The sequence below is a fragment of the Dactylosporangium sp. NPDC005572 genome (assembly GCF_040605515.1).
Lineage (GTDB): Bacteria > Actinomycetota > Actinomycetes > Mycobacteriales > Micromonosporaceae > Dactylosporangium.
Map to the genome: position 1 here is coordinate 1 of NZ_JBEXCY010000040.1, position 14629 is coordinate 14629.

5 protein-coding genes are annotated in these 14629 nt (G+C 74.9%); 1 reads left to right on the forward strand and 4 read right to left on the reverse strand.

Annotation, left to right across the window (positions count from 1 at the left end; translation table 11 throughout):
• Nucleotides 1-199 (forward strand): discoidin domain-containing protein (locus tag ABZS66_RS21000; protein WP_354760035.1); only part of this gene is annotated, 199 nt, incomplete at its 5' end.
• On the opposite strand, the gene ABZS66_RS21005 is transcribed toward ABZS66_RS21000, so the two are convergent.
• The 4 genes from ABZS66_RS21005 to ABZS66_RS21020 form a co-directional block, all read right to left on the reverse strand.
• On the reverse strand, nucleotides 187-3090 hold the full coding sequence (locus ABZS66_RS21005; protein ID WP_354760036.1) for an AAA family ATPase: 2904 nt from the start codon (nucleotides 3088-3090) through the stop codon (nucleotides 187-189). The two genes, ABZS66_RS21000 and ABZS66_RS21005, sit on opposite strands and share 13 nt — an antisense overlap.
• Before the next feature lie 204 nt (nucleotides 3091-3294).
• Nucleotides 3295-3906: an alpha/beta hydrolase fold domain-containing protein gene (locus ABZS66_RS21010; protein WP_354760038.1), complete on the reverse strand. Its 612-nt coding sequence runs from the start codon at nucleotides 3904-3906 to the stop codon at nucleotides 3295-3297.
• A 147-nt stretch (nucleotides 3907-4053) separates the two neighbouring features.
• On the reverse strand, nucleotides 4054-7080 hold the full coding sequence (locus ABZS66_RS21015; RefSeq protein WP_354760040.1) for a BTAD domain-containing putative transcriptional regulator: 3027 nt from the start codon (nucleotides 7078-7080) through the stop codon (nucleotides 4054-4056).
• Nucleotides 7081-7180: 100 nt separating this feature from the next.
• Nucleotides 7181-14560, reverse strand: a complete 7380-nt coding sequence (locus tag ABZS66_RS21020; protein WP_354760042.1) for a SpvB/TcaC N-terminal domain-containing protein — start codon at nucleotides 14558-14560, stop codon at nucleotides 7181-7183.
• Nucleotides 14561-14629 lie beyond the last annotated feature (69 nt).

Consider the following 14629-nt stretch of genomic DNA (forward strand, 5'->3'; position numbering starts at 1 on the left):
CTACGGACGGGCGTACCAGATCCAGACCTCGCCCGACAACAGCACCTGGACCACGGTCTACTCCACCACGACCGGTGACGGCGGGGTCGACGACCTGAACGTCACCGGCACCGGCCGCTACGTACGCGTCTACGGCACCCAGCGCGGCCTCACCCAGTACGGCTACTCGCTGTGGGAGCTCGACATCTACGGCAGCTGAGTTTGCGAGCTGCGCTCCTGGATGACACGCCGCCCGGCCGGAAGGCCGGGCGGCGTGCCCGCGTCCGGGGTCTCCAGCGCGTCGCGGAGGGCGGCGCGTGAGGTGATGCCGAGCTTCGGGAAGATCCGGTGCAGGTGGCCGCCGACGGTGCGATGGGACAGGTGCAGCTGCTGGCCGATCTGTTTGTTGGTCAGGCCGGTGGCGGCCAACGTGGCGATCTGTCGTTCCTGCGCGGTGAGTGCGGTGCCGGTGTCCGGTGCGGTGGCGGTGGCGATCCCGGTGGCGCGGAGCTCGTTGTGGGCCCGCGTCGCCCAGGGCCGGGCGCCGAGCCGGTCGAGGGTGCCCAGGGCGGCGCGGAGGTGCACGCGGGCGCGGGTGGTCTCCCGGGTGCGGCGGAGCAGTTGTCCGTAGGCGAGCTGGATGCGGGCCTGCTCGAAGGGCCACCGGTCCGCCTCGGGCAGGGACAGCGCGGCCTCGAACAGCGGGCCGGCCCGGTCGTCGTCGGCGGCCAGGGCCGCGGCCCCGGCGGTGATCAACGCGGTGCGGGTGGAGATGCGGTCGATGCCGGCCTGTTGGGCGGCCCGGACGTGCGCGCGGGCCTGGTCCGTCCGCCCGGTACGGACGGCCGCCTCGACCAGGTCCAGCATCGTCCAGCGGCCCGGGACGCCGGAGTTGGGCGCGCCGGGCGGGTTGACCCGCGACGCGTGCGCGTGCGCCGCTTCGTAGTCACCCTGGCCCAACGCCATGAGGGTGCGGGTGTGCCCGGCGGACGCCTGCGTCATCCCGACGCGGCGCGGCGCCGCCCAGGTCATGATCTCGTCGAGGGTCCGGGCGAGCTCCACGTTCCCACGCCCGGCCGCCAGGTATGCCAGATGCACTCGGTGCTGCCCCTCGAGCAGGTGGTAGCCGTGCGCCGCGGCCAGGTCCAGCCCCTCCCGCGCCAGCTCCTCGGCCTCGCCCCACTGCCCGCGGTGGTACGAGTCGATGCAGAGCAGCAGCAACCCGGCAACGACCATGGTGATCGCACCGCCGTCGCGTTCCTGGTCGACCATGCGCTGGACCAGGTACCGGTAGCCGGACATGGCATCCACCGCGACGGCCGCGTAGGCCAGCGGCATGACCTGCCAGGGCGCCGCGTCGGCGGGCAGCGCCGCGAAGGCGCCGGCGAGGCCCTCCCGGACCGTGTCGGCGGTGCGGGCGGGGTCCACGAACGCGTCGTAGCACAGCCGGAAGGGGGTCACGGCCTGCGGGTCGAACCGTGCCAGCGCGGACTTGAGGAGTTCCCACGGCTCGGGCCGGGCCCCGTAGACGCCGACGAGCAGCAGCGTGAACAGGATCCCGTAGGCGTCCCAGTCGTCGGCTCCGGCGGCGTCGCCGACGGAGTCGAGCGCCCGGGCCAGCAGCCCCTGGGCGGCATCGACATCGCCCTCAACAGCGGTCAGGAGGTAGGCCGTGACGGCGAAGACCAGCCCGGTCGGCGTGTCCGGTGCCTGTCCGGCGTCGGCCAGCAACCGGGGCACCTGGTCGAACTGACCCGTCATGTTGGCGAGGAACGCGGCCTCGACCAGCCGGCGGCACCGATCGGCCGGGTGCGGGCTGAGCTCACCGGCGCGGACCAGCGCGGCCACCGCGGCGGACGCGCCGCTCCTGCGGTCGGAGACGGTCGCCTTGTCCAATGCTCGCATCGCCGCGTTGGACGGCGCGCCGTGCCGCCAGGCGGCCAGGGCGGCCTCTTCCAGCGCGCGGGCCACGACCTCGTCCGGTCCGGTCGCGGCCTCGGCCAGATGCCACGCCCGGCGGCGCGGGTCGCCGGTCGATGCGGCGGCCAGTGCCCGGTGCGCCGCCCGGCGCTCCCGCTGCGACGACAGTTGCACGACCGCCGAGCGGATCAGCGGATAGCGAAACGACATGACGCCGGCGTCCAGGTCCACGCGGATGAGGTCCGCCTGGTGTGCCGGGGTCAGGCCATCGACGTCCAGGCGGCCCTGCGCGGCGGTCCGGATGGTGGCCAGCCTGACGTCGGCCTCCAGCGCGGCCAGCAGCAGGAGCTTCCTGGTCGGCCCGGGCAGTGCCCGCAGCTCGGCGGCGAAGATCGCCTTCAGCCGCCTGTTCAGGGGCAGGTACGCGGGGAGCGGGTCCTGGCCGCGGCGCAGCCGGTCGGTCAGCGACGCGGGCAGCTCCCGCAGCGCGAGCGGGATGCCGGCCGCCTCGGCCAGCAACCGCCGGCGTACCGGAGGCGCCAGGTCCGGGTACCGCGCGTCCAACAGCGTGGCCGCCGGCTGCTCGGCCAGCGGCCCGATCTCCCGCTCGGGCAGCCCGACCTGGTCGAACAGGCAGTCGGCATCGGTGCGGGCGGCGACGAGCAACCTGATCGGAGCATCGCCGATGCGGCGGACGCCGAACCCCAGGACCGTGGCGCTGGCGCGGTCGATCCAGGGCACGTCGTCGACCAGCACCAGGAGCGGGCGCTCGGCGGCCGCTTCGCGCAGCAGGGCGCACACGGCCGTCGCGATGACCAACGGGTCCGGCGACGGTCCCGCCGCGAGGCCGAGGATCCGGTGCAGGACATCGCGATGATGGCCGGCGAGCCGATCGACCCGGTCGCTCAGCGGGTAGATCAGCTGGTGCAGCGCCGAGAAGCCGATCCCGGTCTCGAACTCCACTCCGGAGGCGCGCAGCACCCGCATCCCGGCCGCCTCCGCCCGCGCCGCGGCCACGTCCAGCAGCGCGGTCTTGCCCACCCCGGGGTCGCCGCGCAGGAGCAGGCCCGGGCCGACACCGCTGCGCCCGGCGAGCAGTGCGTCGATCAGCTCCAGCTCGGCTGCGCGGCCCGGCAGATGTCTGGCGGCGAGGCGCTGTTCGACTGGCCAGGAAGCGTCTGCACCGATCACCGCGAGGACCCCATGTTCTTGCGGCACCTGGCGTTCCTGAGCAGCTCATGCTCCAGCTGCCGGCGCCTGCGATCGTCGTCCCGCGTCCCTGCCGGGCCGGCGGGACCAGCAATACCGTGATGAGAAGTCTGCCACTCCCGGTGGCCGGAACCGTGTGAGCTGGTGGTGGGTTTGACTGCCGGGCACGGTCGAAACAGCCCGGGCTCAGGCGGCCAGCGCCGCCCGGAGCGCCGCCGTCGCCTGCGATGACCCCCGCACGTGCGCGACCAGCCGCACATCGCCGCGCATCTTCGCCATGAGCATCACCTCGTTGCCCAGGTCGGCTCCGGACGGGTCGGAGGTGAGGGCGATCCGGCGGGCGTCGAGACCGTACTCGTCGCCGTGCTCGGCGACCCACACGGCGGCGACGTAGGTTTCCTCGGCCGCCGCCGGGAAGCCCCCGCTCGGTGCCAGGGTGGCGTCGACGACGACGACCGCCGCGTGCACGTCCGTCGCCAACCGGTACGCCTGCAGGTGCGTGGCGAGGTCGCTGAACGGCGCGTCGTCGCCGCGCACGTAGATGACCACGGGCAGCGGTCCGCTCGCGCCGGCCGGCCGGTACAGCCGGATCCACGTCTCACCGGCAGGGCCACGGGGAGTGACGACATTCTGGATGCGCGGCAGTAGGCGGCGGCACGCCGCTCGCGCCCGGCCGGCCGGCTTCCTGAGTACCGCGTGCGGGAGACCGGGCAGCGATCGCGGCTTCCGCGCGACGGGCGCGGACGTGTCCGGGGTACGCATGCTCGCTGGTCCGATGGTCGTCGACAGGGTGGTCACGGTGACTCCAAATCCTCTGCCCGCCGATCTTCTACGGGGGGCTTGCTGGTCTGATACAGACAGCGTGCAGCCTCCGGACGTCCCGGGACATGAGCCATTTGACCCGGATCGGCGCCCGCCGGCGGCCGGCGCACCGGTCATCAGGTGTCACTCCTTGACCAGGAGTTGCACCGTTCGTCCCGCAGTCCCGCGGGAGCGGGCCGGGCGGCCCTGGTGCAGCCGCTCGTAGAGCGCCGTCGTCGCGGCGGCGGGCCGCACGCCGAGCTCGTCACCGAGCACGGTGACCAGTTCGGTGTACTGCCGCTGGACCCGGCCGGGCTCACCCAGCGCGGCATAGCAGTCCATGAGCGAGCGATGCGCCGCCTCGACGAGCGGGTCCAGGTCGAGCAGACGCCGGTAGGTGTGCACCGCCCGCCCGGGGTCGCCGCCGTCGAACAGCAACCCGCCGAGGCGCATCAGGCTCTCCTCGGCGCGCCTGCGCAGCTCGGTGCGGCGGGCGACGATCCACGGTCCGCCGCCGAGGTCGGCCAGGAAGTCGCCCCGGTAGTGCTCCAGCGCCTGTTCCAGCAGCGGCACCGCACCGGCGGCCGACTCCTCCGCGGCCGCCTTCTCCAGGCCCGCCTCGAACGCGTCGACGTCGTACAGGTGCGGAAGCGCCCGGTTGAACACGTACCGGCCGTTGCCGAACCGCACCCATTCGGCGCCGCCCAGTGCCCGGCGGGCGTGCCGGACCGCGGTGTGGAAGGTGTTGCGCAGCCCGGTGCCGCCGGTGTCGGGCCACAGCGCCTGTCCCACGTGCTCCTTGCTGCCGCCCGGATGTGACAGCAGATAGTGCACCAGCTCCCGGGGCTTCTGGTACGTCCAGTCGGCCGGCCCGAGCAGCCGCTGCCCCGCGTACTCCCGTACCTGCCCCAGCGCGAGGATCCGCACCTGCGCGGGGAGCCGGTCCCCGGTCCGCGCGGAGTCGGCCCGCACCGCGACCGGCGCAACCGGCACCGGCGCCACGACCAAAGCCACGGACGAGGCCACGGACGACGCCACGGCGGCGACGATGTCACCGAGCGGGACGGCCGCCGCGGCCGCCCACGCGCCGGCCGTGAGGGGCGATCGGCGCAGGGAAGCGGCCAGCCCGGCGACGTCGGCGTCCTCGACGGGCGGGCGGGGCGTGCCCAGCGTCGTGCGGACGACGTCGGCGGCACCCAGCAGCCGCGCCGCGAAGGCCGGGTCCCGGTGTGCGGCGGCCAGCGCCTCCAGGCCGCTGGCGGTCCGCCACAGGTCGCCGACGGCGTACTGCGCGGCGACGCTCTCCGCCAGCAGGCTGGCCGCACGCGCCCGGTCGCCGGCGCGCAGGGCGACGCGGCCGAGCAGTTCCAGCGCCCAGGCGGTCCCCTCGGCGAACCGGACCGACCGGGCCAGGTCGAGCGCCTCGGTCAGGACCCGCGCGGCGGTGTCGCCGTCGCCGGCGTAGAGCGCCGCCGCGCCCGCGTTGATGAGGCAGGCGGCGGTGCGGCGCCGGTCGCCGACGCCGCGGAAGTACGCCACCGGCCCGGCCGCGAGCCCGGCCGCCCGGCCCGGGTCACCGCGCAGCCAGGCCAGGAACGCGAGCTGGTTGCGGGTGACGGCGGACCCGGCGGTGTCACCGGTCTCCTCCCGGCGGCGCAGGCACTCCAGCAGCAGGCGTTCGGCGTCGTCGTAGCGGCCGCGTTCCCGGGCGATGCCGCCGAGGACCGACAGGACCGACGCGTGCCCGGCCGCGTCGTCGAGCTCCCGGTACAGCGGCGCCGCCCGGTCCAGCTGGTCGGTGGCCAGGTCGTACCGGCAGTGCAGCATCGCCAGCGACCCCGCCGCGGAGTGGCCGGCCGCACGCAGCCGCTGCGGCCCGGCGCCGGTCTCCAGCGCCGCGGTGAGCCACCGCAGCCCTTCGGCGTACGTGCCGCGCAGTGTCCACCACGGATACAGCGCGACCGACAGGCGCAGCAGCCGCTCGGCCGACGGGGCGCGGTCCGCGCTCGCGTGGCACCAGGCCAGCGCGGCGACCAGGTCGGCGCGCTCCGCGTCCAGCCGGCCGGCCCACGCCGCGCTGTCCGATGCGGAGCCGCCGTGGTCGCCGGATTCGGCCAGCTCGGTCACCAGGGCCGCGTGCCGGTCGCGGACGGCCTGCTCCTCGCCGGCCGCGGTGAGCTTTCGCGCGGCGTACCGGCGGACGGTCTCGAGCATGCAGTAGCGGACCGTGCCGCCGCTGCCGCGGACCTGGACCAGGGACTTGTCCACCAGCGACGGCAGGAGCCACAGGATGCCGGGAGTGTCGTCGCACAGTGCCTCCGCGGCGGCGAGGGTGAACGTCCCGGCGAAGACCGCCAGCCGGCGCAGGACGACCTGTTCGTCCGGCTCCAGCAGGGCATGGCTCCAGTCCATGGTGGACCGCAGGGTCCGCTGCCGGGCGACGCTGCCGCGGCGGCCGGTGTCGAGCAGCCCGAACACCACGTCGAGCCGGTCGGCGAGGTCCTCGATGGGCAGGGCCGCGACCCGGGCGGCGGCCAGTTCGATCGCCAGCGGCAGCCCGTCGAGGTGGGCGCAGATCGTGGCGACGGCGCGGGCGTTGCGCTCGTGGAGCACGAAGGCGGGGTTGACGGCGACGGCCCGGCGCACGAACAGCTCGATGGCGGGCCAGGACGCGAGCTCGTCCAGCGGGGGCAGCGCCGAGGGGTCGCAGACCGGCAGCGGTGGCACCGGCCGGGACCACTCCCCCGTGATCCGCAACCGTTCCCGGCTGGTGGCCAGGACCCGCAGCCCCGGGCAGCCGTCGACGAGCCGGTCGGTGAGGTCGGCGGTCTCGGCGATGACGTGTTCGCAGTTGTCGAGCACCAGCAGGAGGTGCTCGTCACTCAGCCGGCGGACCAGGGACTCGCCGAGTGGTACACCGGCCGTGTCGCGGATCTCGAGGGCGGCGGCCAGGGCGGCGGCGACCGCGCCGGGCCCGGACACCGGGGCCAGCTCCACCCACCGGACGGAGCCGTCGATGCTCGCCGCGACGGCCCGCGCGAGGCTGGTCTTGCCACTGCCGCCCGGCCCGGTGAGCGTGACGACGCGGTGCTCGTCGAGCGCCCGCACGACGTCGGCCACGTCGCCGGCCCGGCCGACGAGCGTGGTGCGTGCGGTCACTGCGACGGTCATCGGGCGGGCCGCTCCTCGCATCGTGGTGAAGGTATGTGCCCAAATCACCACGATGCGAGGCGCGACCGGAACCGGTGAGTCGGTTTCGCGACGCTATGTATCAGAACAGGAACTTGATCCACCCGCGCACGGTCGGATGCTGCCACGCCGTCCCGTTGGCCGGGTCGTGGTAGTTGATCCGGTAGGCGGGCTCGGAGACGACCTCGATCCCCTCGTCGAGGTGCTCGCCGATCGCGGACTCCAGGATCGGGGTGCGCAGCTTGTTCCCGCCCGGTTGCAGCCGGACGCTGAAGTGCTTGGTGCCGATCAGTTCGGGGGTGACCTCGACGTGCAGCGCGTGCAGGCCGCGGTTCGCCCAGTCGACGGTTCCCAGGTAGGGACCGGGCTCCAGGTGTGCCCGGCCGAAGAACGACTCGGCCCGGATGTCACGGACGATCCGGCCCTGGGCCTTCAGCCCGGCGAACCCCGCGTTGAGGAACGACGCGGCATCGTCCAGGCTGGTGATCTTGCCGGTCACCTCACCGACCGGGCGGCCGGCCGCCTTGACGAACTCCTCGTTGGTGACCGGCGTCGTCTCGCCCGGCGCGAGGTGCAGGTTCGCCTGGTGCGCCCCGACGTCGGCGACACAGTGGTCGTTGAGGCGGTTCGGGTTCGTCACCGATCCCTGGTTGTCCTTGCTGCTGCCGATGTGCCGGCCGGCCGTCCCGCGCCGGCCGACCCGCGCGACCGCGGACCGGACCACCTTGCCGGCCACCGCCAGCGTCGCACCGACGGTGGCGCCGCCGACCGCGGCCTCGATCGTCTCCGTGGCGTACTCGCCGACGCTGGTGCTCGTCCCCTGGGCCACGTCCGACACCGCGCGGTTGAGCGGGGCGGCGACCGCGGCGCTCACGGCGCCGTCCGCGGCCGCCGCGGCCACCTTGGACCGGGTCGCCGAGAACGCCGCCGACGCGGCCCGGTTGCCGACCCCGGCGCCCGCGTTGATCGCCACGTGCGCGGCGTACTCCCCCGGTGTGATGCTCGGCGTGGCCTGCGCCGCCTCCTGCGCGTTGCGCGGGGCGTTGGCCGCGCTGTTGACGGTGAGCGCCGTGATGACGACCGCCGCGGCGACCACCAGCCAGGCGATGCGGCCGTCGGGGTCGTGCGCGACCGTCGGCCGGTTCCCGACGTACACGTACGGCTGGTCGGGCCGGGCTCTCCCGGAACCGCGGTCGCCCAGCATCGCCGGGTCGGCGGCGGTCCAGCGGGCCAGCCACGGCGCGTAGTAGCGGGCGCCGTGGTAGGACAGGCCGGTCTCCGCGTCGCGCTCCTTGCCCGTGTAGCGGTACCGCTTCGGCGTCTCGGTCTGCGACCGCACCGCGCGGTACGCGCAGCTGCCGTACGGGTGGTACTCCTCGTAGGAGATGACCTGCGCCGCGGAGTCCAGCTCCAGGACGGCCGAGCCGAGCGGGTCCTGGTACTGGTAGCGCACCAGCTGCGCCGCGCCCGGATCGGTGCCGGCCGTCCGCGTCTCCACCAGCGCCACCCGGGTCCGGTCGTCGGTGACGTGCCGGTGCTCGCGTTCCACGGTCACCGTGGTCCCGTCGCCGGCGAAGCTGCGGTGCACCTCGAACCCGCCGAGATACCGGCGTTCGGCGGCCCGGGTGGGTGAAGCTGCACCGGTGGGTGAAGCCGCGCCGGTGGCTGACCGCTCGGTGACTGCGCGCACCCGTTCCCCGGCGGCGTCGTAGACGTAGTACGTCGTCTCCGGCGTGCCGTCGGTGACCACCTGCCGGGCGACGGCGCGCAGCCGGTCGGCGTGGTCCCACGCCATCAGCGGCAGGTGCGGCATCCGGGTCATGTTGCCGTGCGCGTCATGCTCGTAGGTCTGTTCCGGGCCGGACCCGACGCTGGTGGCGACGAGCCGGTTGCTGTGTTCGGTGTACGTGTGCCGGCGGGTCCACCCGGCACCGGGCTGGGCCGACTGGTGCACCAGCTCGAGCAGGTTCCCGACCGGGTCGTAGCGGTACCGCTCGGTGTAGCGGCCGACCGCGGCCCCGTCGCCGGGGTGGATCGCTGGCCCGGGCAGGTCCGGCCCGGTGCCCGGTGCGCCGGCGAGCTGTTCGCGCCCGCCGGCCTCGACGAGGCGGTACAGCGCGTCGTAGGTGTACTCCGCGCCGGGCTGCACGACCTGGCCCGCGAAGAAGGCGGTCTGCTGGGCCGCGTCCCGTACCGCCGTGATGTTGCCGACCGGGTCGAAGGTGTGGCGGAGGTCCTGCAGCACCTCGGCGGCGCGGCGGGTCAGCAGGCGGCGCAGGCGGCTGGTGGCGGGATCGTAGGTGTACGTGGTGACCGTTGCGTTGCCGTGCACGACGCGGGTGCGCCGGCCGGCGGCGTCGTGGTCGAGCTCGGTGACCGCGTGCAGGTCCGCGCCGCCCGGGTCCAGCAGGCCGGTGGGCACCGGCCTGCGGGTCCACACGTCGAGCCGGGTGAGCCGGCCGCTGATGTCGTAGCCGGGCCGCACCACGTCGGTGCGGTCACCGCCGTACGGGCCGGCCTGCTGGATGGGCCGGTTCAGCGCGTCGTAGCTCGTGTGCGTCGTGTACGTCTCGGTGTCCAGCGGCGGGTCGGCCGACCAGTCCGGGACGTCGCGGTAACCGGCGGTGAACCGGCGGGTCGCGGTGAGCGGGTTGCCCTTGAAGTCCCGGCGTTCGGTGGTGCTGCGCCCGGCGCTGTCGTAGACCGCGTGCACGGTGCCGCGCAGGTTGCGGTCCTCGGCGTCGGGCAGCGTCTCGCCGTGCACGGTCCGGCCGATGACGCGTTCGGGTTCCGTACCGGCGAGCAGGTGCACCTCGACCGGGCGGCGCAACGCGTCGTACATGGTGCGCACCCGGTGCCCGCGGTCGTCCCAGGTGGCCCGCAGCTGCCCGGCGACGTCGGTGAGCACCCGCCGGACACCGGTGTCCATCCCGGCCTGGCGCAGCAGCCGGCCGCCGAACCCCCGGTCGGTGCGCAGGACCAGACGGTCGAGCCCGTCGCGGACCTCGAGCTCGTTGCCGTCGACGTCCAGCGTCAGCCGGGTCAGTTCGGCGGGCTCCGTCCCGCCGGCCTCGGTCCGGGTGCGGAACGGCCGGCCCAGGCTGTCCAGGTGCGTGACCGTGGGCGTGGCGGCGTGCGCGGCCGCCTTGACCGCCGCGTCGCGTTCCTCGGCGCCGAGCCCGCCGTCGACCCGTTGCGCGTACCAGGTCGGCAGGTAGTCCCCGGCCGGGAGCAGCGCGGCGAACACGGCCAGGTCCGGGTCGGTGCGCGGGTCCAGCAGGACGGTGTCGTTGCCGTCCCAGGTCTCCTGCCGCCACGGGTCGAAGACCACCTTGTCCCAGCTGTGGTCGGGCCGCAGCACGGCCACGACCCGCTGTACCGCGTCGTGGCACCGGGTCGCGCTCACCCCGGCGGTACGGTCGGCCTCGAAGCGGTGGGTGCCGGTGAAGAACGGCTCGTACTCGCGGACCGGGCTGCCCTTGGCGTTGAAGACGGTCCAGCCGGTGGCGATCCAGCGCGGCGCGACGACCGGGCCGCCGTCGGTGACCGGGCCGGGCGCGGCCGCCGTCTTCGTCTGCACGATCCGGCCGAATCCGTCGGAGTACGTCACGGTGTGCTGGACCCGGACCGGTTCCCCGGCCGGCTGGTCGGCGGCGTGGGTCTCCCGGACCAGGGTGTGCACGACCGGGCCCTGCGGCTGGGTGTCGCCGCGGGAGCGGTGGTAGGCGAACAGATCGTGGACCAGCCGGGTGGTGGCGCCGCCGAGCAGCCCGTGGAGCCCGGCCGGGTCGGTGACCTCGCCCGCGAGCACGTCCTCGGGCAGGTCGGCGGTGAACCCGTCGAGCGAGTCGCCCACCGGTTCACCCGGCTTGCCGCGCACGGCGGTGCCGACGACGACGCCGTGCACGTCGAACGCGACCTCGCTGCGGTTGCGGTTGGCGTCGGTGACCAGCCGCGGTTGCAGCACCCGGTAGTCGAAGCCGCCCGCGACGAGCTGCCCGGCCGCGTCGCGTTCACCGACCGTGGTGCGGTTGCCGAGCGCGTCGCGGACGTCGACGACGGCCAGGTCGTACGGGTCGTACCCGGCGATCGTGGTGGCGCCGAACGGGTCGGTGAACCGGACCGGGAGGAAGAAGTGCGCCCGGGCCGCCGCCAGCTCGGCCTGCGGGGTGCCGCCGGCCGCGAAGTGCACCCGCCCGGACGGCACCCACCAGCCGGCGTCACCACTGTGGACGTACCCGGCGTCGGCCAGCACCGCGTCGTCGACCCGGTCGCCGTACGCCTGCGTGACCATCTCCGGTGTCAGCGCCAGCGTGTACGACTCGTACGGCAGCGCCAGCGACTCCAGCGCGCCCAGCGGCAGCGGCCCGGTCAGGTCGTCCCGCCGGTACAGGGTGCGGCGGTGCTCCAGCAGCCGGCGCGCCCCGTCGGCGGCGACGCGCAGCTCCTCGGCGGTGAACAGCCGGCCCGGCTGGGCGGGCGGGCCGAGCAGTTCGAAGCGGCGCTGCTCGGCCGGCAGTGGGGTGCGGTAGGCGAGCGGGCCGGTCACCGCCCCGGTCATCCGGTGGTCGGCGGTGGACAGGTACAGCCGGTGCTGTGCCGCCCGGTCGGCCGCGCTCAGGGCCGGGTCGGGATCGGGGTGCCGGCGGCCGTAGGTGACGCTCACGGCGCGCAGCACGTTGCCGAAGCCGTCGACGTCCAGGGTCACGCCGTGGCTGACCCGCGGGTCGGGGACCGTCTGGTCACCGGAGTGGTAGGTGGCGCGGTCGTACGCCGCGTCGACCGTCTCGTGCTCGTGCACGAGGAACACCGGATGGTCGTTGCGCCCGCGCGGCTGCACCAGCCGGAGCGCGGGGCGGTGTTCGGTCACCGTGTACGGCAGCCCTTCCCGGTCGGTGCCGTCCTGCGCGTACACCTCCTGGCGCAGCATCATGCCCCGCAGGGCGCGCAGCGCGTCCCGGCGGTCGGCGTCGGACAGCCCCTCCGGCAGCGTGGTCGCGGGCAGCCGCACGGTCGGGTCGCCGTCCCAGTACTCCTGCCGCAGTCGGCTGGCTGTCGCACCGCCCGGGTCGTGCAGGCCGGTGTGGAACCAGGTGCGGGTCAGCACCGGCGGCGTGGTCAGCACGTCCGCGTCGGTGCCCACGGTCTCCGCGTCGGTCTGCTCGACCAGGCCGAAACCCCGGAACTCCCGCTCCACGCCGTCGTAGGCGCCGTGATGGTAGGTGTACCGGGCGACGAACCGGCTGTGGCTGACGTGGTCGAGGGTCTGTACCTCGGTGACGACGTGCACCGGGAACGGCAGCCGGGTCGCCCACGACCGCCCGGCGGCCCGGTCGGCGAGGAAGAAGCGGGTCGACGAGGCGTACCCGACCCGGGTCTCGGCACCGAGGTTGTTGCGCACGCCGACGAGCAGGTACGGCTTGACCCCGCCCATCAGGTCCAGGTAGCGCAGCCGGTCACCGGCGGTCCCGTGTCGCGGCGCCGGCCACACCAGGCAGGCGGTGCCGTTGCCGAGCAGGTCGGTGACGGTGACCTCGGTCGCGGTGCCGGTCGGCGGGACGTGCGCGATGTGGTGCGGCGCGGCGAAGCCGTTGCCGGACTGGTTCAGCCACACCCGCACGCCGTCGCCGTCGAGGTAGAGCAGGTCGGCCACGCCGGTACCGTCGACGTCGGCGAGCCGGACCCGCCGCTGGTCGAAGGACTCCGGCGGGGCCAGGACCGGGGCGCCGGCCATCGGCACCCGGGCGCCGAAGCGGCCGTGGCCGAGGTTCGGCCAGTACGAGACGTCGCCGTTGCGGACCCGCACCACGTCCGGCAGCCCGTCCCCGGACATGTCGGCCAGGTACACCGATCCGGTCCGGTCGGCGAGCACCAGGCGCGGCCCGGTCTCGTCGTCCAGCGGGTGCGGGTGGCGGCGGGCGTCACCGAACCCGGCGGCGCCCAGCGACGGGTACCACGTGATCGCATCGGTGTCGGTGAGCAGCAGGTCCGCGTGCCCGTCACCGTCGAGGTCGACGAGCCGGGCGTCGGCGCGCTCCACGTCCGCGGGCAGCCGCTCGAACGTCCGGAACGGTCGCCAGCCGTCACCGTCGCGCTCGGTGAACCCGGGGACCGGGCCGCCGAACGCGACGACGTCGAGGGTGCCGTTGCCGGTCAGGTCCAGCAGCTGCCGCCGCGTCCCGCCGAGGGCGTCCAGGGCATCCAGAGCATCCAGGGCACGCGGGACCGGCTGGGCGGCGACCGCGACGGCCGGTGCCAGCCGGCCGTCGCCGTCGTTGCGGTGGTAGCGCCAGCTGCCGCCGGACTCCACCAGCGCACCGCGGATCCCGTCGCCGTCGAGGTCGACCCAGGCCGCCGGTCCGGCGGGAGCGTCGGGCCCGGCCTCGCGCACGTCCCCGGCGAAGGTCGCCGCGCTGTAGTCGCACTCCACCGGTGGCATCGACCGGCGCAGGTAGCCGGTGCTACCCGACCGGCGGTACGCGTGGACGGTGGCCGACGCCAGCAGGCTCACGACGGGCTGCCCGCGCCCGGGGTCGCCGTGGTACCGCAGCTCGGTCGCCCGGACCAGGCAGTCCGCGCCCACACCGGGCTCGTCCGGGAAGTGGTGGAACATCAGCACCCGCCGGCACAGCCGGTACAGGCGCAGGTCGAACCCGGGCCGGTGGTCGGAGAACGGGTCCAGGCGGGCCGGCCACGGCCGGTCGGGCTGCGGCGCCGGGTGTTGCGGGTCGTGGTCGCCGTAGTCGAACACCACCTCGAACGCCCAGTCGGGTGCGGCCGGCTGCGGGTCGGCGAGCCGGGAGACCAGGTTGCCGTAGCGGATGCGTTTGAGGTACCGGTGGGCACCGCGCCCGGCCGGGGTGCGGTTGAGCTCGGCCGGTGCGCCGGTGTCCACGCCGAGGCTGTCCTCGCCCCGGTACTCGAACTCCATCGCGTTGCCCCGGTCGTCGTACCGGCGGCAGACGAGCCAGCTGAACACCCGTTGCGGCGCGGCCGGGTCGGCGATGCGCGACTGCGGAGTCTCCCCGTAGACGGTCGTGGTGCCGTCACCGCCGGCGGTCCGCCAGTGCACGTCGCCGTCGGCGTGGCGGGTCCACCGCTCGACCCGCGCGAACGCGCCCTCCACCCGGGGGCGGTACCGGTCGATGCGGTGGCCCGGCGCGTGTTCCGGCCGGTCCAGCACCACCGGGGCGCCGGCGCCGTCGAGCTCGGGCACCAGGTCCTCCGCCCCGGCCAGGACGAACACGTCGTCCCGGCCGTAGGCCGGCAACCGCCGGTCGGTCGAGCGGGCCACCGCGGGAAGGCCGAGGCTCCAGCCGAGGCCGAACGCGCCGTTGCCGGTCCCGGAGTCGTACCGCAGCGTCAGCGCCGGCCCGAACCCGCCCCGCCCCGGGCTCACCGGGATCGGCACGCTGAGCGAGCCGGTACCGGTGGCCGGGTTGATCGCGAACGTCTCGTCCATCCCGCGGATCGCGCCGCCGCCGGTCGGCACCGTGACCGCCGGTGGATCGGCGAAGCCGCGCGGCCGAGG